General features: G+C 64.7%; 24 protein-coding genes. 7 read left to right on the plus strand and 17 right to left on the minus strand.

Features of this window, described 5'->3' with window-relative positions; translation table 11 throughout:
• Positions 1-72: 72 nt before the first annotated feature.
• Positions 73-960 carry a ParB/RepB/Spo0J family partition protein gene (locus ML401_RS01020; RefSeq protein ID WP_026312464.1) on the plus strand — a complete coding sequence of 296 codons (888 nt, stop codon included), beginning with the start codon at positions 73-75 and terminating at the stop codon, positions 958-960.
• A gap of 206 nt (positions 961-1,166) precedes the next feature.
• Here ML401_RS01020 and holA read toward each other — a convergent pair whose 3' ends face one another.
• The 3 genes from holA to leuS all read right to left on the minus strand — a co-directional run bounded on the left by holA (position 1,167) and on the right by leuS (position 5,498).
• Positions 1,167-2,195 carry a DNA polymerase III subunit delta gene (gene holA, locus ML401_RS01025; protein ID WP_194405275.1) on the minus strand — a complete coding sequence of 343 codons (1,029 nt, stop codon included), beginning with the start codon at positions 2,193-2,195 and terminating at the stop codon, positions 1,167-1,169.
• 128 nt (positions 2,196-2,323) lie between these two features.
• Positions 2,324-2,875: an LPS assembly lipoprotein LptE gene (lptE, locus tag ML401_RS01030; protein ID WP_211415199.1), complete on the minus strand. Its 552-nt coding sequence runs from the start codon at positions 2,873-2,875 to the stop codon at positions 2,324-2,326.
• Positions 2,862-5,498 (minus strand): leucine--tRNA ligase, encoded by a 2,637-nt coding sequence (leuS, locus tag ML401_RS01035; RefSeq protein WP_285809173.1) that lies wholly within the window; start codon positions 5,496-5,498, stop codon positions 2,862-2,864. Before leuS ends, lptE begins: the two co-directional genes overlap by 14 nt.
• Positions 5,499-5,689: 191 nt before the next feature.
• On the opposite strand from leuS, the gene ML401_RS01040 reads away from it, so the two are divergent.
• Positions 5,690-6,736 (plus strand): GGDEF domain-containing protein, encoded by a 1,047-nt coding sequence (locus tag ML401_RS01040; protein ID WP_211416560.1) that lies wholly within the window; start codon positions 5,690-5,692, stop codon positions 6,734-6,736.
• A gap of 37 nt (positions 6,737-6,773) precedes the next feature.
• Here ML401_RS01040 and ML401_RS01045 read toward each other — a convergent pair whose 3' ends face one another.
• Entirely contained in the window at positions 6,774-8,477 is a 1,704-nt protein-coding gene (locus ML401_RS01045; RefSeq protein ID WP_212064716.1) for a diguanylate cyclase domain-containing protein, read from the minus strand.
• A 109-nt stretch (positions 8,478-8,586) separates the two neighbouring features.
• Between ML401_RS01045 and ML401_RS01050 the strand changes: the two genes are divergently transcribed.
• The gene (locus ML401_RS01050) at positions 8,587-9,276 is read left to right on the plus strand and encodes a YggS family pyridoxal phosphate-dependent enzyme (protein WP_211415196.1); all 690 of its coding nucleotides are present in this window, start codon (positions 8,587-8,589) and stop codon (positions 9,274-9,276) included.
• A 48-nt stretch (positions 9,277-9,324) separates the two neighbouring features.
• Here the strand turns inward: ML401_RS01050 and ML401_RS01055 are convergent, their stop codons facing one another.
• Together ML401_RS01055 and ML401_RS01060 are read right to left on the minus strand one after the other, a co-directional pair.
• Complete coding sequence (locus tag ML401_RS01055; RefSeq protein WP_285809174.1) at positions 9,325-10,110, minus strand: 2-keto-4-pentenoate hydratase; 786 nt, start codon at positions 10,108-10,110, stop codon at positions 9,325-9,327.
• 5 nt (positions 10,111-10,115) lie between these two features.
• Complete coding sequence (locus tag ML401_RS01060; protein WP_376717335.1) at positions 10,116-10,685, minus strand: L,D-transpeptidase; 570 nt, start codon at positions 10,683-10,685, stop codon at positions 10,116-10,118.
• A 204-nt stretch (positions 10,686-10,889) separates the two neighbouring features.
• On the opposite strand from ML401_RS01060, the gene ML401_RS01065 reads away from it, so the two are divergent.
• Positions 10,890-11,576: a response regulator transcription factor gene (locus ML401_RS01065; RefSeq protein ID WP_007598630.1), complete on the plus strand. Its 687-nt coding sequence runs from the start codon at positions 10,890-10,892 to the stop codon at positions 11,574-11,576.
• Between the two features lie 58 nt (positions 11,577-11,634).
• A complete protein-coding gene (locus ML401_RS01070; protein WP_194405284.1) occupies positions 11,635-12,078 on the plus strand; it encodes a cyclic nucleotide-binding domain-containing protein in 444 nt (147 codons plus the stop codon).
• A 25-nt stretch (positions 12,079-12,103) separates the two neighbouring features.
• Here ML401_RS01070 and xth read toward each other — a convergent pair whose 3' ends face one another.
• The 9 genes from xth to ML401_RS01115 all read right to left on the minus strand — a co-directional run bounded on the left by xth (position 12,104) and on the right by ML401_RS01115 (position 22,495).
• A complete protein-coding gene (xth, locus tag ML401_RS01075) occupies positions 12,104-12,919 on the minus strand; it encodes an exodeoxyribonuclease III (RefSeq protein WP_194405285.1) in 816 nt (271 codons plus the stop codon).
• Positions 12,920-13,127: 208 nt separating this feature from the next.
• The gene (locus ML401_RS01080; RefSeq protein WP_211415192.1) at positions 13,128-13,886 is read right to left on the minus strand and encodes an outer membrane lipoprotein carrier protein LolA; all 759 of its coding nucleotides are present in this window, start codon (positions 13,884-13,886) and stop codon (positions 13,128-13,130) included.
• Positions 13,887-14,040: 154 nt separating this feature from the next.
• On the minus strand, positions 14,041-16,521 hold the full coding sequence (locus tag ML401_RS01085) for a DNA translocase FtsK (RefSeq protein WP_212064707.1): 2,481 nt from the start codon (positions 16,519-16,521) through the stop codon (positions 14,041-14,043).
• Between the two features lie 8 nt (positions 16,522-16,529).
• The gene (locus ML401_RS01090) at positions 16,530-17,744 is read right to left on the minus strand and encodes an aminotransferase class I/II-fold pyridoxal phosphate-dependent enzyme (protein WP_212064703.1); all 1,215 of its coding nucleotides are present in this window, start codon (positions 17,742-17,744) and stop codon (positions 16,530-16,532) included.
• A gap of 281 nt (positions 17,745-18,025) precedes the next feature.
• A complete protein-coding gene (locus tag ML401_RS01095; RefSeq protein WP_285809181.1) occupies positions 18,026-18,430 on the minus strand; it encodes a GFA family protein in 405 nt (134 codons plus the stop codon).
• Positions 18,431-18,647: 217 nt separating this feature from the next.
• Positions 18,648-20,096 carry an ammonium transporter gene (locus ML401_RS01100; protein ID WP_194405289.1) on the minus strand — a complete coding sequence of 483 codons (1,449 nt, stop codon included), beginning with the start codon at positions 20,094-20,096 and terminating at the stop codon, positions 18,648-18,650.
• Positions 20,097-20,134: 38 nt separating this feature from the next.
• Complete coding sequence (locus tag ML401_RS01105) at positions 20,135-20,473, minus strand: P-II family nitrogen regulator (RefSeq protein ID WP_008142813.1); 339 nt, start codon at positions 20,471-20,473, stop codon at positions 20,135-20,137.
• 307 nt (positions 20,474-20,780) lie between these two features.
• Entirely contained in the window at positions 20,781-22,082 is a 1,302-nt protein-coding gene (locus ML401_RS01110) for an ammonium transporter (protein WP_285809201.1), read from the minus strand.
• Positions 22,083-22,156: 74 nt separating this feature from the next.
• The gene (locus tag ML401_RS01115; RefSeq protein ID WP_027535359.1) at positions 22,157-22,495 is read right to left on the minus strand and encodes a P-II family nitrogen regulator; all 339 of its coding nucleotides are present in this window, start codon (positions 22,493-22,495) and stop codon (positions 22,157-22,159) included.
• A 246-nt stretch (positions 22,496-22,741) separates the two neighbouring features.
• Here ML401_RS01115 and ML401_RS01120 point away from each other — a divergent pair, with 246 nt between their 5' ends.
• A complete protein-coding gene (locus ML401_RS01120; RefSeq protein ID WP_285809206.1) occupies positions 22,742-23,632 on the plus strand; it encodes a DUF4339 domain-containing protein in 891 nt (296 codons plus the stop codon).
• 40 nt (positions 23,633-23,672) lie between these two features.
• Here the strand turns inward: ML401_RS01120 and tesB are convergent, their stop codons facing one another.
• Entirely contained in the window at positions 23,673-24,536 is an 864-nt protein-coding gene (gene tesB, locus ML401_RS01125) for an acyl-CoA thioesterase II (RefSeq protein WP_194405292.1), read from the minus strand.
• 205 nt (positions 24,537-24,741) lie between these two features.
• Between tesB and ML401_RS01130 the strand changes: the two genes are divergently transcribed.
• Complete coding sequence (locus ML401_RS01130) at positions 24,742-25,962, plus strand: ubiquinone biosynthesis hydroxylase (protein WP_285809208.1); 1,221 nt, start codon at positions 24,742-24,744, stop codon at positions 25,960-25,962.
• Positions 25,963-26,064: 102 nt separating this feature from the next.
• On the opposite strand, the gene ML401_RS01135 is transcribed toward ML401_RS01130, so the two are convergent.
• Positions 26,065-26,262, minus strand: a complete 198-nt coding sequence (locus tag ML401_RS01135; RefSeq protein ID WP_211415184.1) for a Trm112 family protein — start codon at positions 26,260-26,262, stop codon at positions 26,065-26,067.
• Positions 26,263-26,294 lie beyond the last annotated feature (32 nt).

Genomic DNA, 26,294 nt, shown 5'->3' on the forward strand with positions numbered 1-26,294 from the left:
TGATCCGCCCTACGACCTACGATTTGAAATTCAGTTCTGGAGTGCTGCACCGTGAATCCAAGGGAGCTGGCGATGGCCGATGAAGCGCGTTCGCGACTGGGCCGGGGACTTGCAAGTCTGATCGGTGATGTCGGCGGCGAGGCTCAGCACGTCGATCGTCCGCGCGCGCAGCGCAAGGTGCCGATCGAATTCATCAAGGCCAACCCGCGCAATCCGCGCCGCACCTTTTCCGACACCGAGCTGAAGGAGCTCAGCGAGTCAATCAAGCAGCATGGCGTGATCCAGCCGATCGTGGTGCGTCCCGTGAAGGGCGCGCAGGATCGCTTCGAGATCATCGCCGGCGAGCGGCGCTGGCGCGCTTCGCAAATGGCCGGCCTGCACGAAGTGCCGATCGTGCCGGTCGACATCAGCGACAGCGATGCGCTGGAGTTCGCGATCGTCGAGAACGTGCAGCGCGAAGATCTCAACCCGATGGAAGAGGCGCAGGGCTATCACGCGCTGGCCAACGAGTTCAAACGCAGCCAGGACGACATCGCGAAGGTCGTCGGCAAGAGCCGCAGCCACGTCGCGAACATGATGCGGCTGACCAAGCTGCCGGCGGAGGTGCAGGCCTTCATCGCAACCGGCGAGCTGACGGCCGGTCACGCCCGCGCACTGATCGGCGTGCCGGATCCGCTCGCCGCCGCCAAGCGCATCGTCGAGGAGGGACTCAACGTCCGGCAGGCCGAAGCGCTCGCGCATGAAGAGGGCGTGCCGGAGCGCAAGCCGCAAAAGGCGCGCAGCACGGGGGGCAAGGAAAAGGACCCCGACACGATCGATCTGGAGAAGCGCGTCAGCGATGCGCTCGGCCTCAAGGTCACCGTCAATCACCGCGACCCCGGCGGCTCGGTGCAGATCAACTACCGCAACCTCGATCAGCTCGACGAGGTCATGAAGCGTCTGGCCAAGGGTGCGCTGTAGGCCACGACCTGCCCTGGCGTTGTGAGCCGGGCGATTGGCCACACCTTCAGTGTCGTCCTGGCGTTCGCCAGGACGATGTTGGGGAGGCCGTGTGCTTCAACATCGTCATCGCGAGGAGCACTTGCGACGAAGCAATCCAGAATCTTTCCGCGGAGGGATTCTGGATTGCTTCGCCGCGCTCGCAATGACGCGGAGAGAGTTCGGGCTCAGCCCCGCCGCTTCGCATTTGCGGCGATCGCCATCAGCGTGCGCTGGGCGATGGCGGCGGCGAGGGTGGATTGCTTGCGGGTGTCGAGCGCCGCGGCCGCGAGCTGCTCGATCACGGCGGCGAGCTTCGCCACGCTGAAATTGCGCAGTGCGGTTTCGACCGCGGGCTTCCGGGAAAAATGCAGGCGCGGATAGCCGCCGTCGAGCACGGCGGAGGCAGGCTGGCCGTCGGCGATGGCGAGCGCGGATTTGTGCAGCCACGCCGCCTGGCGCTGCGCGGCGGAGATGATCACGCCGGGATAGGTGCCGGCGATCATGGCTTTTGCGAATTCGGTCTCGACGATATCGGGCCGCCCGGCAAAGGCGCCGTCGACGATCGGGTCCAGCTTCAGCTCGGACGCGTCCGCGACCACCGCCATCACGTCGTCCAGCGTGACCTCGCCCTTGCCGTGGGAATAGAGCGTCAGCTTGCGCAGCTCGTTGCGCGAGGCCTGGCGGTCACCGCCGAGGAACGACATCAGCGCGGCACGGGCGTCCTGTGCGATACGCAGATTCGCGATACGCAGCTCGTCGTCCATCAGCTTGGCGAGATCGCGCTCGGTGTCGGGATAGCAGCCGATCGCCACAGCCGTCTTGGCTTTCTCGCACGCCTTGCGCAGCGGCGATTCCGGGCGGAGCTCGCCGGCCTCGATCACGATGCGGCAATCCCTGACGTTCATCTCGGCCAGGGTGTCGATCCCGCTGGCAAAGCTGCGCGAGCCTGCGCGGATGCGGATGGCGCGGCGGCCGCCGAACAGCGGCACCGTCATGGCTTCGTCGACCAGCCGCGATGGCTCGGCGGACAACTCGTCGCCGTCGAGCTTCACCATTGCAAAGGGATCGTTGGGATCATCGACGGCCGAGGCGATCAACGCATCGGCGCGCTCGCGCACGAGACCGGCGTCGGGACCGTAAAGCAGGATGATCGGACGGCCCGCATCGGGGCGGGCGAGGAAGCTGTCGATCTCTTTTCCACGCAGCGCGACCATGGCCTAGATCGTCATTCCGGTGCGCGCGAAGCGCCAACTACGGTGCGCATTGCGCACCTGATAATCCAGAGATTGTTGATCGCGATTCCGGGTTCACGCTGTGCGTGCCCCGGAATGACGGGAGTAGTTCAGGTCCCCGCGGTAAAGAACGAGGCGAGCCGGGTCGTGATGTTGTCGGCAATCTCGCTGGCGGCACGATCCTCCGCGTCGCGCACGGCGCGGTTGCGGGAGAAGCGCTGATAGGACCCCGGCATGTCGTAGGACACGCGCGAGAAGGTCGAGCCGGACATGACGGATTTGCCGGTCGCGACGTCGATCAGATTGTACTGGGCGTCGATGCCGAGATTTTCGTTGGTCGGCAGTCCCGTCGCGGTGCTGACGATCAACGAGGAACGGTTGGTGGTGAAGCGGATGTCCAGCCGGTGGGTCGGCGGCATGCCCGTCGCCGAGCCGTAAAGCTTGAAGGCGAGGGCGTTGCGGATCTCGACGCCGACGCGAGCCTCGCGGGAGGCGTTGGGCTTGCTGATCGGGGGCAGCTCGACCCCCATCAGCTTCTCGCGCAGGCCGGGGGTGCCGTCGTTTCGCTCGGCATACATCGGCTGGAAGCAGCCGGCGGTCAACGCGGCCAGGGCGGCGACCGCCAGCAAGCGGGCTGCGATGCGGATCCTAGCCGACAACATTTACGATCCTCTTGGGGACGATGATCACCTTGCGGACGGGCTTGCCGTCCAGGGCCAGCTTTACCGCATCGAGGGCCAAAACGGCAGCCTCGATTTCCGGATTCTGGGCCGCTGTTGCAACTGTGACCTCACCCCGCTTCTTGCCATTGACCTGGACCACCAGGGTCACGCTGTCTTCAATCAGCAGATCGCGTTCGATTTGGGGCCAATTGGCCTCGGAAACCAGCCCGCTCTGGCCCATAGCCTGCCAGCACTCCTCGGCGAGGTGCGGCATCATCGGGGAGAACAGCTGGACCAGGATCTGGCTGGCCTCCCGGATCGCCCAAGCCAAATCTGGAGCGAGATCGGACGACGGCTGGCCGGGGCGCTGCAGGATTTCCGAGAAGCTGTTGGCGAATTCGCGGATATGGGCGAGGCAGACGTTGAAGTGCAGCCGCTCGATCCCGGTGGTCACCTTGTCCAGCGCGCCATGGGCGGCCTTGCGCAGGGCGGTGGCGTCGGGGCCGAAGCTGGCCGGCCGGGCCGCGGGCGCTGCCTTGCCGAGCTCCACGGAATCGTTCACCAGCCGCCACAGCCGCTGCACGAAGCGCGAGGCGCCCTGGACGCGCTCGTCGCTCCAGATCACGTCGCGGTCGGGCGGGGAGTCCGACAGCATGAACCAGCGGGCGACGTCGGCGCCGTAGGTCTCGATGATGTCGTCGGGGTCGACCGTGTTCTTCTTCGACTTCGACATCTTCTCGATCGGGCCGATCTGGATGTCTTCGCCCGTGCTGAGCAGCGTCGCGCGGCGCCCGTTGCCGCCAACCTCAACCTTGACCTCGGCCGGCTGCACATAGGTACCGTCGGCCCGCTGGTAGGTCTCGTGTACCACCATGCCTTGCGTGAACATGCCGGCGAACGGCTCGTCCAGCGCAATGTGCCCGGTCGCCTTCATCGCGCGGGTGAAGAAGCGGCTGTAGAGCAGATGCAGGATCGCGTGCTCGACGCCGCCGATATACTGGTCGACCGGCAGCATCCGGTTGGCGACCGCGGGCGTCGTCGGTGCGGTCTCATTCCAGGGATCGGTGAAGCGCGCAAAATACCAGGACGAATCCACGAAGGTGTCCATGGTGTCGGTTTCGCGGTTGGCGCTGCCACCGCATTTCGGGCAGGTGACGTGCTTCCACGTCGGATGATGGTCCAGCGCGTTGCCCGGCTTGTCGAAGCTCACATCCTCCGGCAGCACCACCGGCAGGTCGGCATCCGGCACCGGGACCACGTCGCATTTCGGACAATGGATGACCGGGATCGGGCAGCCCCAATAGCGCTGGCGCGAAATGCCCCAATCGCGCAGGCGGAAATTGACCTGCCGCTCGCCGACCGGCGCGTTGCCGCGCAGCTCGGTCTCCAGCCGCTTTGCGACCTCGTCCTTGGCCTGATCGATCGTCATGCCGTCGAGGAAACGCGAATTGATCATGCGGCCGTCACCATCGTAGGCGGTGTCGGTGATCACGAACGTCTTCGGATCCTGGCCCTCCGGGCACACGACGGGCGTATTGCCGAGATTGTACTTGTTGACGAAGTCGAGGTCGCGCTGGTCGTGTGCCGGACAGCCGAAGATGGCGCCGGTGCCGTATTCCATCAGCACGAAATTGGCGACATAGACCGGCAGCTTCCAGCTCGGGTCGAACGGATGCACCGCGCGGATGCCGGTGTCGAAACCCTGCTTCTCCGCGGTGTCGATGATCGACTGTGCGGTGCCGATCTTCTTGATGTCGGCGATGAATTCCGCGAGCTTCGGGTTCTTCGCGGCTGCTGCCTGCGCCAGCGGATGATCCGCCGAGATCGCCATGAACTTCGCGCCGAACAACGTGTCGGGGCGCGTCGTGAAGATCTTCAGCTCGTTCTCGCCAGCCGGCGTCGTCGCCGCATCCAGCGCGAAACGGATCAACAGGCCCTCGGAGCGCCCGATCCAGTTGCGCTGCATCAGGCGCACCTTGTCGGGCCAGCGGTCCAGACCATCCAGCGCCGACAGCAATTCCTGCGAGTACTTCGTGATCTTGAAGACCCACTGGCTCATTTCCCGTTGTTCGACAATTGCGCCGGAGCGCCAGCCGCGGCCGTCGATGACCTGCTCGTTGGCGAGCACGGTCATGTCGACCGGGTCCCAGTTCAGCTTGCGCTTCTCGCGCTCGGCGAGACCTGCGGCGAGCATGTCCAGGAACATCTTCTGCTGGTGCTTGTAGTAGCTGGGATCGCAGGTCGCGAATTCGCGGCTCCAGTCCAGCGACAGCCCGATCGAGCGGAGCTGCTTCTTCATCGCGGCGATGTTGTCGTAGGTCCAGGCCTTCGGCGCGACCTTGCGCTCGATCGCGGCATTCTCGGCCGGCAGGCCGAACGCGTCCCAGCCCATCGGGTGCAGCACGTTGAACCCCTTGGCGCGCATGAAGCGGGCCAGCACGTCGCCGAGCGTGTAATTCCTGACGTGACCGATATGGATGCGCCCGGACGGATAGGGGAACATCTCGAGTACATAGTATTTCGGCCGCGAATCGTTGTTCTTGGAGACGAAGATCGCCTGTTCGTCCCAGAGGCGTTGCCACCGCGGTTCGGCGTCGCGGGCGTTATAGCGTTCGGAGGTCATGGAATCGTTGGGGTTTTCATGGGTTCGGCCGTCTCAAGACGGCGGACTAGGCCATAGAAGTCCTCAAGGGGTCAATGGGTTGCCGCGATTTGGAACTTTGCGCGCGGCTCCGCATAACTACGAGGGCCTGCGTTGGCGTGTGATTAAGGGGTCGATGCCAATTTGCGGCCCAATAAGACCGCATGAGCGCAATGGATTCCAGCTTCGACGATCCCGATTATGATTATGCCGCCTCCATCGCCGGACGGGCGATGCGCAGCATGGCCGAACAGCGGATTGCGCCGACGCCGGCCAATTTCGCGGTCTGGTACCAATATTTCGCGGGCAGCCACGACGATTTGCGCAACGCGATCGATCTCTTGATCGACCACAATCGTCCGTTCGACGCCCGTACCAATCAGGATCTGTTCGAGACCTATGTCGCGCCCCAGGTCAGCGCCATCGTGGTCGACACGTCCGAGCGGCTGCAGGCCCTGATGGGTGCGGCCAAGGAATTTCTGGCGACCGCGATCGCTGACAACCATTCGCAGATGCAGGCCATCAGCCAGGTGGCCGACCAGAGCAAGGCCGGCGTCGATCCGAAGGCGCTGGTCGCCCAGCTCATGAACGAGCTGGCCCGGGCCGCCACACGCGCGACGCGGCTGGAAGCGGGCTTTGCGGAAAAGACCCGCGAGCTGGATGTCATCAGGGATTCGCTCTCGCGGTCCGAGGAGCGCGCGCGGACCGACACCCTGACGGGCCTTGCAAACCGGCGGGCGCTCGACGAATTCCTGCGCAAGGCGCAGGGGACTGCGGATTGGGGCGAGCCGCTCAGCGTGCTGATGCTCGACATCGATCACTTCAAGACCTTCAACGACAATTTCGGCCACGGCGTCGGCGACCAGGTGCTGCGCCTGATGGCGAAGGTGCTGCGGGAAAAGGTCCGGACGCAGGATCTGCCGGCCCGCTATGGCGGGGAGGAGCTGATCGCGGTGCTGCCGGACGCCGATCTCGCCACTTGCGCCGAGATTGCCGAACGCATCAGGCGTGCGCTCGCCGAATGCACGATCACGCGCCGCTCGACCGGCGAGACCCTGCCTAATATCAGCGTGTCGATCGGCGTGGCACAGTACCGGCCCGGCGAAGCGATCACCGATCTCATCGAGCGCTGCGATCGCGCGCTCTATCTCGCCAAGGGCAGCGGCCGCAATCGCGTGGTGACGGAGATCGAGCTCGATCGTGGCAGGGCTGCGGACTAAGTTTCGCGCGGGAAGAGGGAAAGGCAGCGGCTCCTGACTAGGCGCTGGCCGCCATCATCATATCAGCCGCGCCGCTCTCGATCGCCTGGATGCCGTGCTCGACGACATTGTTGCGGCCGCGGTGCTTGGCGGCGTAGAGCGCGGCGTCGGCGGCTTCGATCAAATCGCCGGGACGTAAGGCCTCGTTGGGCTTCGTCGCGGCAACGCCGATCGAGACGGTGACGATCATATGGGCCGAGGTGATGTGCGGCAGGCACAGCTTCAGCACCGCCGCGCGCACCTGTTCGCCGATTTTCACGGCGCTGTTCACATCGGTGTTCGGCAGCAGCAGGCAGAACTCCTCACCGCCATAGCGCGCCGCAAAGCCCATCGTGTCGGCGGCGATGCCGGACAGCGATTCGCCGAGCCTGGTCAGGCAGGAATCGCCTTCGAGATGACCATAGGTGTCGTTGAACAGCTTGAAATGGTCGACGTCGATCATCAGCAGCGCGAGGTCGCTGCCATATTGCTGCGCGCGCATCCATTCGAAGTCGAGCCGGCTCTGGAAGCCGCGGCGGTTGGCAAGGCCCGAGAGCATGTCGATCGAGGCCATCACCGTCAGCCGGTCGTTGCTCGCGATCAGCTCGCGTTCGCGCTGGCTCAGTTGCGCGGCCATCGCATTGAACGCGCGGGCCAGCGGCACGAACTCTGCCGGCAGGCGATTGCGCGCCGCGCGGGCCGACAGATCGCCCTCGCCGAGGCGCTTGGCCATGTCGACCAGCATCTCGATCGGCTTGATGACGAGCTTCTCGGCAGCGATCAGCGCGCCGAGCAGGACGAACACCACGACGAAAGCGAGCTGGAGATAGGCGGTGCGGATGTCGCGGCTGACCGCCGCGGACACCTTGTCCTCGTCGATGCTGGCGATCAGGCGGGCATTGGTGCCCGCGATGCGGATGTAGCTGACCGCGCGGCGCGAGCCGTCGGCGGCGAGGAAAGACAGCGCGCCCTCGTCCTGGTCGGAGCGCAGCGCCCGGTCGGCGATGGCCGACATCAGCGGCATGTTGTCGAGCGGACGGCCGACCGCGCTGTGCTGGTCGGCCGGCGCGGCCAGCACGGTGCCTGCGCTGTCGACCAGCACGGCGGTGATGCCGGCGCGGCCGCCCAGATTGCTCATCACCTTCGACATCCAATCGAGGTTGACCGTGGCGAGCACGACGGCATCGGCGACGCCGCTGAAGGCGGATACCGGGTAGACCGCCATGACGGTCGGCGTCTGCACCGGGCGCGACAGGATGAAATCGCTCAGCACGAAGCGGCCGGTTTCCTGGGCCTGCCGAAAATACGGCCGGTCGCTGAGGTCGAGGCCGACATACATGTTGTTGGTGGCGCATTGGATGCGTCCGTCCTGGCCTGCGATCAGAAGCGTACGGATCCAGGGCAGGTTCGACGGCAGGCTCGCGCGCAGCACGTCGCAGCTCTTGCTGACGCCGCCGGCGGAGGCGCGGATGAAGGCTTCCGACTTCAGGATGGTCTCGACCGAGGAGATCACCTCGCGCTGCGCATCGGCGCTGTGCCTTGCGACGGTGGTGAATTCAATCGTGGCCTGCGCGATCTGCCGGGCGCGGGTGTCTTCGAGCGAACGAATGCGCTCGAGCATCAAGGGCGCCACCAGGATCACCGCGAGCAACGCAAGCCGCGCCCGGATCCCGAGAACCTGCTTGAGTTTCGCTCGCTTGCGGTTGAGACTGATGCTTGCCATCTTCGCTACCCACCCCGATGGGCCAAGGTAAAGCGAAGGGTTCAAAAACTCTTTCTTGAACTCGGTAAAATTGGACTTACCCCAGTTACGTCCTTAATTAGTCGACGTCATGACAGATGAAAACGCCGCGCCGGTAACCGGCCATTCACCAAACGCGCTTGCCGCGGTCGAAGCCGAAATTGCACGCGCCTGCAAGGATGCGCGGCGCGATCGCGCCTCCGTGACGCTGATCGCGGTGTCCAAGACGTTCGCCGCGGACGCCATTATCCCGATCATCGACGCCGGACAGCGCGTATTCGGCGAGAATCGGGTGCAGGAGGCCAAAGGCAAGTGGCCCGCGTTAACGTCTGTTTACCCCGGCATCGCGCTGCATCTGATCGGACCGTTGCAATCCAACAAGGCGAAAGAGGCGGTCGCGCTGTTCGATGCCATCCACTCGGTGGACCGTCCGAGCATTTGCCAAGCGTTAGCCAAGGAAATCGAATCCCAGAACAAGCACCCGCAGCTCTTCGTCCAGATCAACACCGGCGAAGAGCCGCAGAAGGCCGGCATCGCGCCCGGAGAGGCGGACGCCTTCCTCGCCAGCTGCCGCGACACCTATGGGCTGACGATATCGGGCTTGATGTGCATCCCGCCGGTGGACGAACCGCCGGCGGCGCATTTCGCGCTGACCGCCAAGATCGCCGCGCGCAATGGATTGACCAATCTCTCGATGGGCATGAGCGCGGATTTCGCCACCGCAATCATGCTGGGTGCCACCCATGTACGCGTGGGCAGTGCGATCTTCGGGCACAGGTGATTGCTGTCGTCCCTGCGAAGGCAGGGACGACAGGAGAGCGTGAATTGCCTACACGAACCCCACCGCCACCGTCCCCAACACCCCAAAGTCCACCGTCATGTGATCGCCGGCCGCAATCGGCAGCGGTGGATGGCACGTGCCTGTCGTCACCACCTGCCCTGCCCGCAAGGTGATGCCGAGCCCGGAGAGCTCATTGGCAAGCCAGGCGAGCGCGACGCGGGGATCGCCGAGCACGTTCTTGCCGTGGCCGACATAACGCTCGCCGCGCAGCGTGATCTGCGGCCGCTCCTCGACGAGATCCATCGCACGCCAGTTCGCAGCCGTCGCCTCGCCCAGCACGAACAGATGCGCGCAGGCATTGTCGGCGATGAGCTGCGCCTCGCCGGCGCTGGCAAAATCGCGAAAGCGCGAATCGGGAATCTCGATCGCGGGATGGAAGCTGTCGACGGCGGACAGCACCTCGTCGATGGTGTACGACGCTGCGCGCGGCGGCAGGTCGCGTCCCATGCGGAAGGCGAATTCAGGCTCGCCCACGCGCATCTCGTTGCCCTTCATCGACGCAGTTCCTCCGTTGGCGATGACCGTGTCGCTCATGATGCGACCGGCCAGCGGTCCGGTGACATTGATGTGCTGCTGTCCTGACACGCTGGTGGCTGCGATCTTCCAGCCGAACAATTCTCCCAGAGACTGGGTTTCGAGCGCAGCCTGGATGGCGTAGCCCTCGATGCGGCTCTGCGGCCGCACCGGAGCCTCCAGCGTGTCAAGCTTGGAGCCGTCGCGCCAATGTTGAACGAGCACGCGCGATGCGGCCGCGATCTGATCCTTGTCGAGCATTGATCTCACCCGATGATGATTCTTGTTCGTGGGCCCAGGCGACGCAGCAATTGCAGCATGGCAGATTTCGTCATCGAGACGCAGCCCGCGGTCGGGCCGAAATTGTCGCGGGCCAGGTGCAAAAATACCGCGCTGCCGCGGCCGGCAATCCGCGGCCTGGTATTGTGGTCGATCTCGATGATGAAGTCATAGAGATGATCTGTGCGCTTGAGGCGGTCGCCCCCCTGCCCCTCGCTCAGCCGGATTCCCTGGTTGTAATGGCGGTCCTTGGGATCCTCGCACCAGGCGTCGGCTGCGGTGATGGTCCGGGCCGGCAAGAAGCTCTGCGGACGGCTGTGCCGGTCGCCCCGCCACCACAATCGCCGGGGACGGAAGCTGCCTCGGGGGGTGCCGCCGTCGCCCTCGCGCTTGTTGGCCAGGATGCCGCCCCGCCCCAGCGCGACCGGAATGGTCAGCGAGCCCGCGATCAGCCAGCCTCGCCGCGGATTGCCGGCGGCAGGCTTAACGCGGATCGTTCGAAGCGGTCCGGCACTTCGATTCATGGTGTAACCGATTGAAGCAGCTCTATTTTTCATGTGAACGTGCAATGTCGAATTCATTACAGGACATTCATCGAAACGCCCTGCTATTCTGAGTTAGAGTGGTTCTGGCTTGTGAATCGGTGACAGCCCACTACTTCAACACGAACAACAATAACAACAGCGACCCCTAAACTTCCCCTCACGGCTGGGTGCGGCATTGGATGCGCGCCGAGCCGGACCCCAAAAGGATGACCCCCTATGGCCAATGCCCGCAAGATCCTGATCGTGGATGACGATACCGATCTGCGCGATACGTTGGTGGAGCAATTATCGCTACACGAAGAATTTGAGGCCTCCGCCGTCGATACCGGCGCCAAGGGCGCGAGCGCCGCCAAGGCCAATGCCCCCGATCTCGTTCTGATGGATGTCGGCCTGCCCGACACAGACGGCCGTGAGGTGGTCCGCTCCCTGCGCAAGGGTGGCTTCAAGGCTCCGATCATCATGCTGACCGGTCACGACACCGATTCCGATACGATTTTGGGGCTGGAATCCGGCGCCAACGACTATGTGGCAAAGCCCTTCCGCTTCGCCGTCCTGCTGGCCCGCATCCGCGCCCAGCTCCGCCAGCACGAGGCCAGCGAGGACGCGGTGTTCTCGGTCGGCCCCTACTCCTTCCGTCCCGGCTCGAAAATGCTCACCGCGGCCAATGCCCGCAAGGTGCGCCTGACGGAGAAGGAAACCGCCATCCTCCGCTTCCTCTACCGCGCCGGCCAGATGCCGGTCTCGCGCGAGACCCTGCTCCAGGAGGTCTGGGGCTATAATTCCGGGGTCACCACCCACACGCTGGAAACCCACATCTACCGCCTGCGCCAGAAGATCGAGAAGGACGCCGCCAACCCGGAAATCCTGGTCACGGAAGCCGGTGGCTACAAGCTGGTGCCGTGATACGCTTGAAGGGCGTGCGAATCGTTTTAGATCGCATGCCCTTGAGCCTCGGATCTGAATGTCAATCGACGACGACGTAGCGCTTCTCGAGCGAGTCCCGACACTGCGCCTGTTGGGCGACGCCTCGTTGCGCATGCTGGCGATCGGGTCTGAGCAGCGCGACTTCGTCCGCGGCGACACCCTGTTCAATCTCGGCGACGACGCCGATGCCGGCTTCGTGGTCCAGCGCGGCGCCTTCCGGGTCGACGACGGCGCCGGCGCCGAAATGATCGCCGGTCCCGGCGCGCTGATCGGCGAGCTCGCGCTGGTGGTGCCGATGAAGCGTCCGTCGAGCGCGATCGCTCTGGAGCACTCCTCCGTCATCCGCGTCGCCCGCAGCCTGTTCCAGCGCGTGCTCGAAAGCGACCCTGCCGCCGCGGTCCGTCTTCGTGACGAATTCGCGGTGCGCTCGAGCCAGATCGCGAGCGACATCTTGATGGCGGGCGCGAAGCTGACGTCCTGATTACCGCTCCATCCGGGCTACGAACTTATACGTCCAGCGTCACCGTCACGGGCACATGGTCCGACGGCCGCTCCCAGCTCCGCGCATCGCGCAGGATTTTGAAATCGCTGACGGCATCCTTCAATGCGCGCGACACCCAGATGTGGTCGAGCCTGCGGCCGCGGTCGCCCACGGTCCAGTCGGCGGAGCGGTAGCTCCACCACGTGTAGACCTTCTCGGACATCGGAATGCGGTCGCGTGCGACGTCGACCCATTCGCCGGCCTCGAGCGCGGCTTGCAGCTTTTCCGTTTCGACAGGCGTGTGCGAGACGACCTTCAGCAGCTGCTTGTGCGACCACACGTCGTTCTCGTGCGGGGCGACGTTGAGATCGCCGACCAGGATGTGGCGATCCTCTCCGCGCGGATGCAGCGGCTCGCACGCCTTCATCTCGTCGAGGAAGCGAAGCTTGTGGTCGAACTTCTCGTTCACCGCGGGATCAGGAATGTCGCCGCCGGCGGGCACGTAGAAATTATGCAGCACCAGCGGCTTTGCGATGTTGGCCTTCTCGCCGAACGACACGGAGATGTGGCGCGAATCCACCTTGTCGCAGAAGGTACGGATGTCCTTTGACTCGAACGGAATCTTCGAGACGATGGCGACGCCGTGATAGCCCTTCTGCCCGTTCAGCGCGACGTGCTCATAGCCGAGCCGCTTGAAGCGCTTCAGCGGGAAGGCGTCGTCGATGCACTTGGTCTCCTGCAGGCACAGCACGTCCGGCCGCGCGCTCTTGAGGAATTTCGCGACCAGATCGATGCGCAGCCGCACCGAATTGATGTTCCAGGTTGTCAGGGAAAAACGCATGGGAAATGCGTCTTAGCATGGATTGGCGCGGGGAAAGCACCCGTGCGCGATAGACCGATTATGGCCATCCACGACAATCTCTCGTGCCCCGGACGCTGCGCGGCACGAAGTGACGCGCTGCCGAGCCGGCCCACTGCGCTGCATTCTGGGTCCCGGCTGTGCGCCGCACCGCTACGCGCTGCGTCGCGTCCGGGGACACGAGACGGGACTAGCCCGGCGCCGGGCCGTAATTGGTGAAATCGATCTTGAACATCCCGGGATCGAGCTTCTTGCTCGAATCCAGATTGTAGACCGCGATCGTGGTGTCGTAGCCCTGCGGATCGGTGACGGTCCACTGCTTGAGCTGGCCGTCCTTGGCGCCGAACATCAAGAGCAGGCGGCTGGTGCCGACCAGCGCCTGCTTCTCCTCGATGGTGACGCTGACGAAGACGTCGTCGGCCGAGACGCCAACGACATTGGTGTCCTTCATCAGGTCGATGCGGTCGGACAACAGGAAGCGCAGCGGCGTCTGCGACAGCGGATAGACATCCTGGGTCGCGAGCTTGCGGTCGCGCACCACCAGGGACGATCCATCTGCGACGATGTCGATCGGGCTCGGCGCGTCATATTCGAAGCGCACCTTGCCCGGCTTCTGGATGTAGAAATCGCCCTGCGTCTTGCTGCCGTCGGGGCCGACCTGGACGAAGTTTCCGACCAGCGTCGAAAGCGACGAGAGATAGGCGCTGACCTTGGCCGCCTGCGCCTTCTGGTTGGCATCGAAGGTCTGGAAGATGCTGCTCGGCACGTTGCGGCGTGGATCGGGGATCACCGGATTCGGCGGCGTCTGCGTCGCGCCGGTGACAGCGGGTCCACCGCCTCCGGATTGAGCACCGTCACGGCCCTTCGGCGCGGGCTTCGGCACCGGCACGGTCTGCGCGAACGACGTCGCGGTCACCATCGCGGCAGTGACGAGCAGCACGCCGGCCACGCGCGCGCTTCGCGCAGCAATATTGGCAGCGAATCGAATGTCCGGATGTCTGATCAACGCGTCGTCCTGTATGTCTAGGCGCCTTTTAGCGTGATTTCGGGCAAAAGCAGATATCGATTTTGCGTGAAATGATGTCTCGTCGAGGCTCCTCGCCTCACATATGGCTGTCTTCTTCCTCGACCAGAATCTCGCGCTTGCCGGCGTGGTTGGCGGGTCCGACGATGCCTTCCAGTTCCATGCGTTCCATCAGCGATGCGGCGCGGTTATAGCCGATTTGCAGGCGGCGCTGGATATAGCTGGTCGAAGCCTTGCGGTCGCGTTTGACGATCGCAACGGCCTGCTGGAAGAGATCGCCGCCGCCGTCCGCGCCCATGCCGCTGGCGTCGAACACGGCGCCGCCATCCTCGTCCTCGGTCGGCTCTTCGGCGGTCACCGCCTCGAGATATTCCGGCTGTCCCTGCGTCTTGAGGTGACGCACCACCTTCTCGACTTCGTCGTCGGACGCAAAGGGCCCGTGCACGCGGCTGATGCGGCCGCCGCCGGCCATGTAGAGCATGTCGCCCTGGCCGAGCAATTGCTCGGCGCCCATCTCGCCGAGAATGGTGCGGCTGTCGATCTTGGACGTCACCTGGAAGGCGATGCGGGTCGGGAAGTTCGCCTTGATGGTGCCGGTGATGACGTCGACCGACGGACGCTGCGTCGCCAGGATCACATGCAGGCCGGCGGCGCGCGCCATCTGCGCGAGGCGCTGCACCGCGCCTTCGATGTCCTTGCCGGCGACCATCATCAGGTCGGCCATTTCGTCGACGATGATGACGATGTAGGGCAGCGGGTCGAGCGAGAGCTTCTCTTCCTCGTAGATCGCCTTGCCGGTCTCCTTGTCGAAGCCGGTATGCACCGTGCGCGTCGGCTCCTCGCCCTTGGCCTTCAATTCGAGCAGGCGCGTGTTGTAGCCGTCGATGTTGCGCACACCGAGCTTGGCCATGTTCTTGTAGCGCTCTTCCATCTCGCGCACGGCCCATTTCAGCGCGACCACCGCCTTCTTCGGGTCGGTCACGACGGGCGTGAGCAGATGGGGAATGCCGTCATAGACGGAGAGTTCGAGCATCTTCGGATCGACCATGATCAGGCGGCACTGGTCCGGGCGCAGCCGGTAGACCAGGCTGAGGATCATGGTGTTGATGGCGACCGATTTGCCGGAGCCGGTGGTGCCGGCGATCAGCATGTGCGGCGTGCGCGCGAGGTCGATGATGACGGGGTCGCCGCCGATGGTCTTGCCGAGGCAGAGCGGCAGCTTGGCCACCGTGTCGGTTGCTTCCTTGGCGATCAGCAATTCGCGCAAATAGACCTTTTCGCGATGCGCGTTCGGCAGCTCGATGCCGATGGCGTTGCGGCCCGGCACGACGGCGACGCGCGCCGACAGCGCGCTCATCGAGCGGGCGATGTCGTCTGCAAGCCCGATCACGCGCGAGGATTTGATGCCGGGCGCAGGCTCCAGCTCGTACAGCGTGACCACGGGGCCTGGATTGGCCTTCACGATCTCGCCGCGGACGCCGAAATCCTGCAACACGCCTTCGAGCGAGCGCGAATTGGCTTCCAGCTCGGCCTTGCTGAGCGGCTGGCGATCGCCGGCCTTGGGCGCGGCCAGCACGGACACGGACGGAAGCTCGAATTTGTCGGAGGATTTCTTGGCGGGGGCCTTCGGCGAAGCCTTCTTGCGCGGTGCGCGCGCGACGGGCTCCTCCTCTTCTTCCTCCTCGTCTTCCTCTTCCTCGTGCTGATCCTCGTCGTCTTCGTCTTCCGACTGCGGCGAGATCGACGGCGCGGAGCGCCCGCCCCCGAGATTCGGCTCCTGCCGGCTGAACGCCACGGCCTTGGTCTTCGGTCCGCTCGAGACCAGCGAACGGTAGGCGGCGCCACACAGCCAGATCAGCCGCGCCTTCGTGCTCATCAGCGCATGGAACAGCCAGCCCAGCGACACCGACCCGCGATCGCTCTCATCGTCTTCGTCGAGCGGCTTGTCGTCATCCTCGATCTCCGCGAGCTCGTCGTCATGCTCGCGGGCGCCAAGGCCGCAGGCGATCAGGAAGGTCGCGGCCATTGCGGCGAACAGGATCGTGCCGAGCACGATGCGATAGATCGTGCCCGGCGGTCCGAAAATCACCGCGGGCGCGCGCACCAGGGCATCGCCGACGACGCCGCCGAGGCCGGTTGGCAGTGGCCATGCGCCGCCATGCGGCCAGCAGCTGACGAAGCCCGCCGCGATGACCGTGCAGAGAATCCAGGAGCCGAGCCGCAGCGCTTCGCGGTCGAACGGGCGATGCGTCATCATGCGCCAGCCCCAGACCGCGACGGTCAGGACCAGCATGATCGCGCCGAGCCCGAGGATCTGCATCGCAAGATCGGCGCCGATCGCGCCGGCATAGCCGAGGATATTGCGGATCGGCCGCGAGGTGGCGTGGCTGAGGCTGGGATCCTGCACCGACCAGGTCATCAGCGCGGCCGAGGCGACGCCCGCCAGCCCGATCAGGCCGAGGCCGGAGAGCTCGCGCATGCGCCGCGCCAGACCCTCACGGATCGATGGCGGCAGATGGCCGACCAGTGGAATGACACGTTCGATTGCCGACATGCTCACGGGCCCGCCTAACCCAGAGTCTCGACCAGGCGATGCAATGCCTGCGCCGTGGTCTCACCATCCTGCACCAGCGCGAGACGAATGTAGCCCGCGCCGGGATTGAATCCGTCAGGTTGCTGCCGCGCCAGGAAGCTGCCGGGCACCACGCGCACGCCTGCTTCCCTGAAGAGCTTGAGCGTTACGGACACGTCGTCGCCGATCCCCGACGTATTGAGCCAGACGCAGAAGCCGGCATCGGGCCGGCGATAGCCGTAACGGTTGCCGATGATCTGGTCGGCGAGGTCGAACTTGATCCGGTAGAGCCTGCGGTTCTCCTCGACATGCGCTTCGTCGCCATAGGCGAAGGTCGCGACATGCTGCAGCGGCACCGGCACCTGGGGCGCTGCGATGTTGCGCAGCTCCAGGAACATGCCGATGAATGTCTTGTCGCCGGCGGCGAAGCCGACGCGCAGGCCCGGCAGGTTCGAGCGCTTCGACAGCGACTGGAACGCGGCCACGCGGGTGAAATCCCCGCCCGCGCATTCGAGCGCGCTGCCCGGCGCTTCGCGGGTGTAGATCTCCGAATAGCATTCGTCGCTGAGGATCATGAAGCCGTAGCGATCGGCGAGGCGCTTCAGGCGCGTGAAGTAATCGCGCGAGGCGACCGAGCCTTGCGGGTTGGCAGGCGAGGCCAGATAGAACGCCACGGTGCGCGCCAGCGTCGCCTCGTCGATGGCGTCGAGATCAGGCAGGAAGCCGTTTTCGACCGTGGTCGGCAGATAGACCGGCTCGCAGGCGGCAGCGAGAGCGCCGGCGCCATAGACCGGATAGAACGGGTTCGGCATCAGGATGGCGGGCTTGCCGGGGCGCGGGCCGACATAGCGCGCCGCTGCGATCGCGGCGAGGAAGAGGCCCTCCCGGCTGCCATTGAGGACGAGAATCTCGCCCTTGGGGTCGAGCGCCCGCGGCAGCTTGAAGCGCGACGACATCCAGGCGCTTGCGGCCTGGCGGAACGGGTCGGTGCCCTGGTTCATCGGGTAACGCCCGAAATCGGCGATGTGCTTGGCCAGCACCGGGCCGACGAAATCGGGTACGGGATGCTGCGGTTCGCCGACCGCGAGCGAAATCAAGGGCTTGCCAGGCTGATGTGGCGCCAGCAGCTCGTTCAGCCGCACGAAGGGCGAGCGTTCGTTGTTGGAGCTTCCACCGGCCTGCGGCGCACGGGATGAAGCGGTCATGACCATTCTGGGCGCCAGTACTCTTGGAACAGCCGGTCGCAGCACGGCGCCGGCGGGAAGCGGTTCAGTTCACCATAGATAGGGCGAGGTTAAGACGCGATTAACCATCGGTCGGCAGGTGCGTCCAGAGCTGGAATATTGAGGCCGGATAACAACGGGATGCGGGCGTGTTCGGGGGCTGCGTCATGGCCGGGCTTGTCCCGGCCATCCACGCCTTTCGGGCAGCACTCAAGAACGTGGATGCCCAGGACAAGCCCGGCATGACGAGCTTGGCAAGCCTCCCGGCCTCAGCGCCCCGGCAGTTTCTCGAACGTCTTCATGCCCGCGGGGATCGCATGGAATTCCTGGATGTCGCAGGTGTAGATCGCCATCTGCGGATGGAACTGGGTGGGGTCGTCCAGCGTGCCGACCTTCACCACCACGGCGGGCAGGCCCGGAACCTTGGTCACCAGATGGGTGCCGCATTCGGCGCAGAACTCACGCGTGACGGCGCGCTCCAGGTCCTTGCGGGTGAACTGCTTGGGCTGTCCCTTGGTGTAGCTGAAGCCGGCCACCGGCATCGCGATGAAGGTGTTGGGCGCGCCGCCCGAGATGTACTGGCACTCGCGGCAATGACACTGGGCCTGCATCATCGGGTCGCCCTCGGCCTTGTAGCGCACTTCGCCGCAATAGCATCCGCCTTCCAAACGCATGACGACCTCCCGCTTGTTGTTTCTTATGGGCGACATTTCTGCGCCGCCGGTGCGGAATGGCAATCCCTTTCTTCGCTGCGAAATCAAAAAGAGCCGCGCAAAAAGAAAGGGGCTCCAGCTTGCGCTGGAGCCCCTCAACGGTCAGGGCATTGCCGGGTATGTGCCCGGACCGTAGTTGTGGACGCGGTCTCCGGGGAGACCGCGCCCGGGAGGAGTCTTACATGTTGTAGGCGCGCTCGGTGTGCTCGGTGATGTCGAGGCCTTCACGCTCGCTCTCGACATTGGTGCGCAGACCGACGATCACGTCGACGACCTTGTATAGGATCGCCGAACCGACGCCCGACCACACCAGCGTGGTGCCGACGCCCCAGATCTGGGACATCATCTGCGCCGCGAAGTCGTAGTCGGCGACCTTCGGCGGGATCGCGGTGTAGTCGATGATGCCGGCGCCGCCGAGGGCGGGGTTGACGAGAATGCCGGTGCCGAGGGCGCCGACGATGCCGCCGACGCAGTGCACGCCGAACACATCGAGGGAGTCGTCATAGCCGAGCGCGTTCTTCACGACGGTGCAGAAGAACAGGCAGACCACGCCGACGATGAGGCCGAGGACGATCGCGCCCATCACGCCGGAGAAGCCGGCGGCGGGGGTGACAGCCACGAGACCCGCGACAGCGCCGGAGATGACGCCGAGCACCGACGGATGGCCCTTGATGATCCACTCCGCGAACATCCACGACAGCGCGGCGGCCGCGGTGGCGACGAAGGAGTTGGTCATGGCAAGCGCTGCGCCACCGTTGGCTTCGAGGTTGGAGCCGGCGTTGAAGCCGAACCAGCCGACCCAGAGCAGCGAGGCGCCGATCATCGACATGGTCAGCGAGTGCGGAGCCATCAGCTCCTTGCCGTAACCGACGCGCTTGCCGATCAGGAGAGCGCCGACGAGGCCTGCGATGCCGGCGTTGATGTGCACCACGGTGCCGCCCGCGAAGTCGATCGCGCCCTTCTTGAAGATCCAGCCGGCGTCGGCGTTGATCTCGTCGAGCTTGGCCTGCGCCGCCGTCTTCGCCGCCGCGTCAGTCGCCGCGGCAAGAGCCTTGGCAGCGTCCTGGATCATGTCCGGGCCCGGCCAGTACCAGACCATGTGCGCGATCGGGAAGTAGATCAGCGTGACCCAGAGCGGGATGAACAGCGCGATCGCCGAGAACTTCATGCGCTCGGCGAAGGCGCCGACGATGAGGGCGGGCGTGATCGCCGCGAAGGTCATCTGGAAGCACATGTAGATGAGCTCCGAGATGTTGGCGTCGACCGAGAAGGTCGCGGCCTTCGAGTCGGTGGTGACGCCCATCATGAAGGCCTTGGAGAAGCCGCCGATGAAGTCGGAGCCGCCGGTGAAGGCCAGGCTGTAGCCGTATACGGCCCAGATCACGGTGACGACGCAGACGGTGTAGAACACCTGCATCAGGACGGAGAGCATGTTCTTGGAACGGACGAGACCGCCGTAGAACAGCGCGAGGCCGGGGATCGTCATCAACAGCACGAGCACTGTCGATGTCAGCATCCAGGCGTTGTCTCCCTTGTTGACCGTTGGCTCGGCGTAGGCTGCGGTCGCAGCGAACAGGCCGACTGCGAGAGCCGCCAATCCCGCGCCATAGGGACGCTTGAACGTCATATTATTCACTCCTGATTGGATAATGGTTGAGCGCGAAATCAAAGGGCCGCGGCATCGGCCTCGCCGGTGCGGATGCGCACCGCGTGGTCGAGGTTGATGACGAAGATCTTGCCGTCGCCGATCTGTCCGGTCTTGGCGGCGGACGTGATGGCGTCGATGGTCTTGTCGACCTGGTCGGAGGCGACAGCGACCTCGATCTTGATCTTGGGCAGGAAGCTCACGGCATATTCGGCACCGCGATAGATTTCCGTATGGCCCTTCTGGCGGCCATATCCCTTGACTTCCGTCACCGTGAGACCGTGAACGCCGATGGCGGTCAGGGCGTCACGGACTTCTTCCAGCTTGAATGGCTTGATAATCGCCATAACAATTTTCATGGGTCCTATCCCCGCTTGGGCCCGGTCCGGACATGGCCGGGCGTTCTCGACTGGTTCGCCACGAGGGAGAAGTTCACTACGCGGGCACAGCCGGACCCATAGAATCAAATGCCGTGCCAGATCGGGCGCGTTGCCTAATGGACTATGAAAGCGGGAGTTTTCGCGCTTGGCGGGTATTGCAGTGCGGTGCGCTATTCCGTCGCGCTCAAAACGTGGTCATTCCTGCTCAAAAGGAGTGCACGACAGGCTGCCGACACAATGTTGCTCATGTGTCGGGCAGCAAAAAGGTAATTACGTAGCGTCAGCGTTATTGCAGGGCTTCGCCGTGCTGCGAAATATCCAGCCCTTCGAGCTCGTGCTCACGGGATACGCGCAGCGGCACGAACAGGCCGACCAGCTTGAGCAGGACGAAGCTCACGCCGGCCGACCAGACGAAGGTGACGGCGATCCCGTACAACTGGATCAGCATCTGCTGCGGATGGCCCTCGAACAGGCCGGCGGTGCCGCCGATGGCGCTGGTTGCGAACACGCCGGCGAGCAGGGTCCCGGTCAGGCCGCCGATGCCGTGGACGCCGAACACGTCGAGCGAATCGTCATAGTTGAAGCGGTGCTTCAGCCAGGTGCAGGCCCAATAGCAGACCGCACCGGCGACGATGCCGATGACGATGCCGTGCCAGGGCGCCACGAAGCCGGAAGCCGGCGTGATGGTGCCAAGCCCGGCCACCGCGCCGGAGATCATGCCGAGCACGGAGGGCTTGCGCCGCGTCGACCATTCGATCGCGCCCCAGGTCAACGCGCCTGAGCAGGCCGCAAGATGCGTGGCGATGATCGCCATCACCGCGCGTGAATTGGCCGCGCCGGCCGAGCCGCCGTTGAAGCCGAACCAGCCGACCCACAGCAGGCCGGTGCCCATCACCGCGAGCGACAGATCGAACGGCGAGAGATTTTCGGAGCCGTAGCCTTGGCGACGCCCCATCACCTTCGCCGCAATGAGGCCGGAGGTGCCGGCCGACAGGTGCACCACGAGGCCGCCGGCGAAATCCAGCACGCCCATGCTGTTGAGAAAGCCGCCGCCCCACACCCAATGCGCCAGCGGAATGTAGACGAAGATGAACCAGGCCACGGAGAACAGGAGATAGGCGGAGAACCGCATCCGGTCGGCGACCGAGCCCGCGACCAGCGCCACCGTGATGATGGCAAACGTCATCTGGTACAGCATGAACAGCGCTTCGGGGATGGTCTTCGCCGCCGGATTGACGCTGTCCATGGTCATGCCGGCGAGAAACCAGCGGTCGAGCGTGCCGATCCACGGGCCATCGCCGACGAAGCACAGCGAATAGCCGAACGCGACCCAGAGGATGGAGATCAGCGCGACCGCGGCGAGGCTCTGCGCCATGGTGGCGAGCACGTTCTTCTTGCGCACCATGCCGGAATAGAACAGGGCGAGGCCCGGGATCGTCATCATCAGCACCAGCGCGGAGGCGACGATCATCCAGGCGGTATCGGCGGCGTTGATCTCACTTGTCGCGGCTTGCGCCGGCGCGGCCATGACCAACGCAATTCCGATCGGCGCAGCCATGGCAGCTGCGCGGCGCAACAATCCCGCCATATCGTTCCCCCCGGCATCAATTGGCGTCGCACAAGCTAGCGTCGTTGCTGGTGCGATCGAAAAATGAGTTTTTGTTAGAGCGCGTCGCTGTCGGTTTCGCCGGTGCGGATGCGCAGCGCGTGGTCGATCGGCGTGACGAAGATCTTGCCGTCGCCGATCTGCCCGGTGCGGGCGGAGGCCGTGATCACACCGACGGCCTTGTCGGCGATGTCGGAGGCCACCGCGATCTCGATGCGCAGCTTGGGCAGGAAGTTCACGACATATTCGGCGCCGCGATAGATCTCGGTATGGCCCTTCTGCCGGCCATAACCCTTCACCTCGGTCACAGTCATGCCGTGGACGCCGATCGCCGTCAGGGCCTGGCGGACCTCATCGAGCTTGAAGGGTTTGATGATCGCGACGACGAGTTTCATGGTCAGGCCTATTCCCCGGGATGCGCCGCGCCGTATGTCCCCGGCGCTGCGTCAATCTGGCATCTTTCCGGGCAAATGGCACAAAAAACTTGCAGATTGAAGCGCAAAAACGTTTGGCCAAGGGCGGTCATGTGAACGGCCGCCTCTGTACAGGGCAACCGTTCATCCTTCACAATGCATTTTTGGCATGGATACGGTGAACCCGGGCCGGCCGAGCGGTACATAAGTATTTTGAGGGGACGCTTCATGGCGAGTTGGTTCTACGCATCCGAGGGCAAGCAGCAGGGGCCCTTTCCGGAAGGGCAATTCCGCGACCTCGTTGCCCAGGGTGTGGTGCGCCCGGATACGCTGGTGTGGACCCAGGGCATGGCCGGCTGGCAAAAGGCCGCCGAAATCCCCGGCCTGGTCGGGGGCGGCGGCGCGCCGCCGATGATCCCGGCCGGCGGCCCGCCGATGATGGGCTCCCGTGGTTATGCTGGTGACGCCGGCGGCGGATCGCTGGCCGTCGATTTCGGCATCCTCGAGTTCACCTGGCGCACGCTCGTCTTCGTGATCGGCTCGTGCTTCATCATCCCGGTGCCGTGGCTGTTCGTCTGGTACCTGAACTGGATCGTGCCCTGCGTGAAGGTCCCCGGACGGCCGAATCTCAGCTTCACCGGCACTGCGATGACGCTGGTGCCATGGTTCTTCGGCTTCATCGTTCTGGCGATCGCGATCGGTTTCGTCGGCAGCCAGCTGCTGAGCAATCTGCTGTTCATCGTCCAGATCGTGCTCTACTGGCTGCTGGTCAAATGGATGATCGCCAACCTCGCCTCCAACGGGCAGCCGCTGGGCTTGAGCTTCACCGGCTCGGTCTGGGCCTATATCGGCTGGAATTTGCTGTTTGCGATTTCCATCATCACCATTATCGGCTGGGCCTGGGTCGCCGCAGCCCAGATGCGCTGGTTCTGCCGCAGCATCGAGGGCACGCGGCGCGAGATCGTGTTCAAGGGCTCCGGTCTCGACATCCTCTGGCGCGGCATCGTCGCTGCGATCCTGAGCAGCCTGATCATCCCGATTCCGTGGGTGTATCGCTGGATCATGAACTGGTTCGCGTCGCAGACCGAGCTCGCTCCGCGCGGGTCTCTTGGTGCATGAGCTTAAAGACCTCGAACGCGAGACCTCGCGTTCGAGGTGATCATCCCTTCCGCTCGCGCACGGAGCCTTCCTGCGCGACGGAGGCGACCAACGTGCCGTCGGGCTTGAAGATCGAGCCGCGGGTCAAGCCGCGGCCGCCGCGCGCATTCGGCGAATCCTGGGCGTAGAGCAGCCATTCGTCGGCGCGGAACGGGCGGTGAAACCACATGGCGTGATCGAGGCTCGCCGGCATCATGCGCTTGTCGAACAGCGTGCGGCCATAGCGCGCCATGATCGCATCCAGCAGCGAGAAGTCCGAGGCATAGGCGAGCGCGCACATGTGCAGCGCCGGGTCGTCAGGCAGCTTCGCGGCGGTCTTGATCCAGACATGGATGCGGCCGTCGTCGATCTTCTGGCCGAAATAGCGGCCGAGCTCGACCGGACGCAGCTCGATCGGCCGGTCCGATTCATAATAGCGGCGGATGAACTCCGGCATCTCCTTGAACATCGGCTGCTTCGCCACCTCCTCTGCCGTGAGCTTCTCCGGCGGCGGCACGTCGGGCATCTTGTCCTGGTGATCGAAGGCGCTTTCCTCCTCGGCATGGAACGAGACCATGATCGAGAAGATGGCGTTGCCGTGCTGGATCGCGGTGACCCGGCGGGTCGAATAGCTCTTGCCGTCGCGCAGACGTTCGACCTGGTAGATGATCGGGATCTGCGGATCGCCGGGCAGGATGAAATAGCAATGCAGCGAATGCGGCAGCCGCCCCTCGACGGTGCGGCAGGCCGCGACCATCGCCTGCCCGATCACCTGGCCGCCGAACACGCGCTGCCAGCTCGTCTTCGGGCTGTTGCCGCGGAACAGGTTCACCTCGAGCTGTTCGAGGTCGAGGATCGAAATGAGGTCGATCAGGCTCTTGGACATCGGGTGCTTTCAATTGTCTCGTCATTCCGGAACATCGCGCCAGCGATGAACCCGGAATCCCGAGCTGATAACCTCGATATTCCGGGCTCGCGCATTGCGCGCCCCGGAATGACGGGAACGAAGGGCTCGCCGCCCTTGTTTCACCGCACTGTTTCGCCCAGCTCAAGTCTGCTAGCAAGACCGAGAATTGACCGGGAATTTGGGTATGTCGGTACAGGGAAGCATTGTCATTGGCGGCGGCGCGTTTGCCGGCCTAGCGCTGGCCTTGGCGTTACGCCAGGGGCTCGGCCCCGAGATCCCCGTCATCGTCGCCGATCCCGCGCTCGCGACACGTCCCAGCCGCGACCCCCGCGCGACCGCGATCGTGGCCGCCTGCCGCCGCCTGTTCGAGGTGATCGGCGCCTGGGACGACGTCAGGGCCGAGGCGCAGCCGATCCTCGACATGGTCGTCACTGATTCCAAGCTGGAGGACGCTACCCGTCCGGTCTTCCTGAACTTCGCGGGCGACGTCGCGCCGGGCGAGCCCTTTGCGCATATGGTCGAGAACCGCCGCCTGATCGATGCGCTGACGGCGCGTGCGGAAGCCGAGGGCATTGATCTCCGTGCCACCACCGTGGCGTCCTACGACGCGCGGCCCGAAGGCATCGACGTGACGCTGGGCGACGGCAGCGTGATCGCCGCCAGTCTTCTGGTCGCCGCCGATGGCGCGCGGTCAAAGCTGCGCGAGCGCGCGGGCATCGCGACCCACGGCTGGGAGTACGACCAATCCGGCATCGTCGTCACGGTCGGCCACGAGCGCGATCATGAGGGCCGCGCCGAGGAGCATTTCCTGCCGGCTGGTCCCTTCGCGATCCTGCCGCTCTCGGGCAAGCGCTCCTCGCTGGTGTGGACCGAGCGCCGGGCCGAGGCCGCGCGCATCGTTGCGCTCAGCGATGATGAATTTCACGCCGAGCTCGAGCAGCGGTTTGGCCTGCATCTCGGCGAGGTCAAGGCGCTCGACAAGCCGCGCGCGTTTCCGCTGTCCTATTTCGTCGCGCGCTCCTTCATCGCCACCCGGCTCGCGCTGGTCGGCGATGCCGCCCATGTCATCCACCCCATTGCGGGCCAGGGCCTCAACATGGGCTTGAAGGATGTCGCAGCCTTGGCCGAAGTCGTCGTCGATGCCGCGCGGCTCGGCATGGATCTCGGCGGGACCGACGTGCTCGAGCGCTACCAGCGCTGGCGCCGCTTCGACACCATGGCGATGGGCGTTGCCACCAACTCGCTGAACTTCCTGTTTTCCAACCAGTCGACGCTGCTGCGCACCGTCCGCGACATCGGCCTCGGACTCGTCGACCGCGCCCCGCCGCTGAAGAACCTCTTCATCCGCCAGGCCGCCGGGCTCACGGGCGAGGTGCCACGGCTGTTGAAGGGCGAAGCGTTGTAGGATTTTCGTAGCCCGGATGGAGCGCAGCGTAATCCGGGGTCGCTGCACCGTCAGCGCAAGGATTCCCGGATTGCGCTGCGCTCCATCCGGGCTACGAGAAACTCAATCGATCTTCCGCGCCTCTTCCGGCAGCATGATCGGGATGCCGTCGCGGATCGGATAGGCGAGCTTGGCGCCGCGCGAGATCAGCTCCTGCTTGGCGGAATCGAACTCCAGCGGGCCCTTGGTCAGCGGGCAGACGAGAATCTCCAGCAATTTGGGATCGACGCTGGCTTCGGGACGTTCGGTGGGCGTATTCATTTTGGTCTCCGGCGTTCGGCTGCCTCTAGCAC

The organism is Bradyrhizobium sp. 62B, assembly GCF_030272265.2.
In the GTDB taxonomy this organism is placed as follows: domain Bacteria; phylum Pseudomonadota; class Alphaproteobacteria; order Rhizobiales; family Xanthobacteraceae; genus Bradyrhizobium.

What these genes read in the sequence shown, in the direction of transcription:
- ML401_RS01070 (WP_194405284.1), top strand. Translation starts at nt 11,635, where the DNA reads ATGTCAATCGACGACGACGTAGCGCTTCTCGAGCGAGTCCCGACACTG.
- ML401_RS01020 (WP_026312464.1), top strand. Translation starts at nt 73, where the DNA reads ATGGCCGATGAAGCGCGTTCGCGACTGGGCCGGGGACTTGCAAGTCTG.
- ML401_RS01045 (WP_212064716.1), bottom strand. Translation starts at nt 8,477, where the DNA reads ATGGCAAGCATCAGTCTCAACCGCAAGCGAGCGAAACTCAAGCAGGTT.
- ML401_RS01135 (WP_211415184.1), bottom strand. Translation starts at nt 26,262, where the DNA reads ATGAATACGCCCACCGAACGTCCCGAAGCCAGCGTCGATCCCAAATTG.
- xth (WP_194405285.1), bottom strand. Translation starts at nt 12,919, where the DNA reads ATGCGTTTTTCCCTGACAACCTGGAACATCAATTCGGTGCGGCTGCGC.
- holA (WP_194405275.1), bottom strand. Translation starts at nt 2,195, where the DNA reads ATGGTCGCGCTGCGTGGAAAAGAGATCGACAGCTTCCTCGCCCGCCCC.
- ML401_RS01065 (WP_007598630.1), top strand. Translation starts at nt 10,890, where the DNA reads ATGGCCAATGCCCGCAAGATCCTGATCGTGGATGACGATACCGATCTG.
- tesB (WP_194405292.1), bottom strand. Translation starts at nt 24,536, where the DNA reads ATGTCCAAGAGCCTGATCGACCTCATTTCGATCCTCGACCTCGAACAG.
- lptE (WP_211415199.1), bottom strand. Translation starts at nt 2,875, where the DNA reads ATGTTGTCGGCTAGGATCCGCATCGCAGCCCGCTTGCTGGCGGTCGCC.
- ML401_RS01100 (WP_194405289.1), bottom strand. Translation starts at nt 20,096, where the DNA reads ATGACGTTCAAGCGTCCCTATGGCGCGGGATTGGCGGCTCTCGCAGTC.
- ML401_RS01050 (WP_211415196.1), top strand. Translation starts at nt 8,587, where the DNA reads ATGACAGATGAAAACGCCGCGCCGGTAACCGGCCATTCACCAAACGCG.
- ML401_RS01105 (WP_008142813.1), bottom strand. Translation starts at nt 20,473, where the DNA reads ATGAAAATTGTTATGGCGATTATCAAGCCATTCAAGCTGGAAGAAGTC.
- ML401_RS01130 (WP_285809208.1), top strand. Translation starts at nt 24,742, where the DNA reads ATGTCGGTACAGGGAAGCATTGTCATTGGCGGCGGCGCGTTTGCCGGC.
- ML401_RS01110 (WP_285809201.1), bottom strand. Translation starts at nt 22,082, where the DNA reads ATGGCGGGATTGTTGCGCCGCGCAGCTGCCATGGCTGCGCCGATCGGA.
- ML401_RS01060 (WP_376717335.1), bottom strand. Translation starts at nt 10,685, where the DNA reads ATGAAAAATAGAGCTGCTTCAATCGGTTACACCATGAATCGAAGTGCC.
- ML401_RS01120 (WP_285809206.1), top strand. Translation starts at nt 22,742, where the DNA reads ATGGCGAGTTGGTTCTACGCATCCGAGGGCAAGCAGCAGGGGCCCTTT.
- leuS (WP_285809173.1), bottom strand. Translation starts at nt 5,498, where the DNA reads ATGACCTCCGAACGCTATAACGCCCGCGACGCCGAACCGCGGTGGCAA.
- ML401_RS01055 (WP_285809174.1), bottom strand. Translation starts at nt 10,110, where the DNA reads ATGCTCGACAAGGATCAGATCGCGGCCGCATCGCGCGTGCTCGTTCAA.
- ML401_RS01095 (WP_285809181.1), bottom strand. Translation starts at nt 18,430, where the DNA reads ATGCGTTTGGAAGGCGGATGCTATTGCGGCGAAGTGCGCTACAAGGCC.
- ML401_RS01090 (WP_212064703.1), bottom strand. Translation starts at nt 17,744, where the DNA reads ATGGTCATGACCGCTTCATCCCGTGCGCCGCAGGCCGGTGGAAGCTCC.
- ML401_RS01040 (WP_211416560.1), top strand. Translation starts at nt 5,690, where the DNA reads ATGGATTCCAGCTTCGACGATCCCGATTATGATTATGCCGCCTCCATC.
- ML401_RS01115 (WP_027535359.1), bottom strand. Translation starts at nt 22,495, where the DNA reads ATGAAACTCGTCGTCGCGATCATCAAACCCTTCAAGCTCGATGAGGTC.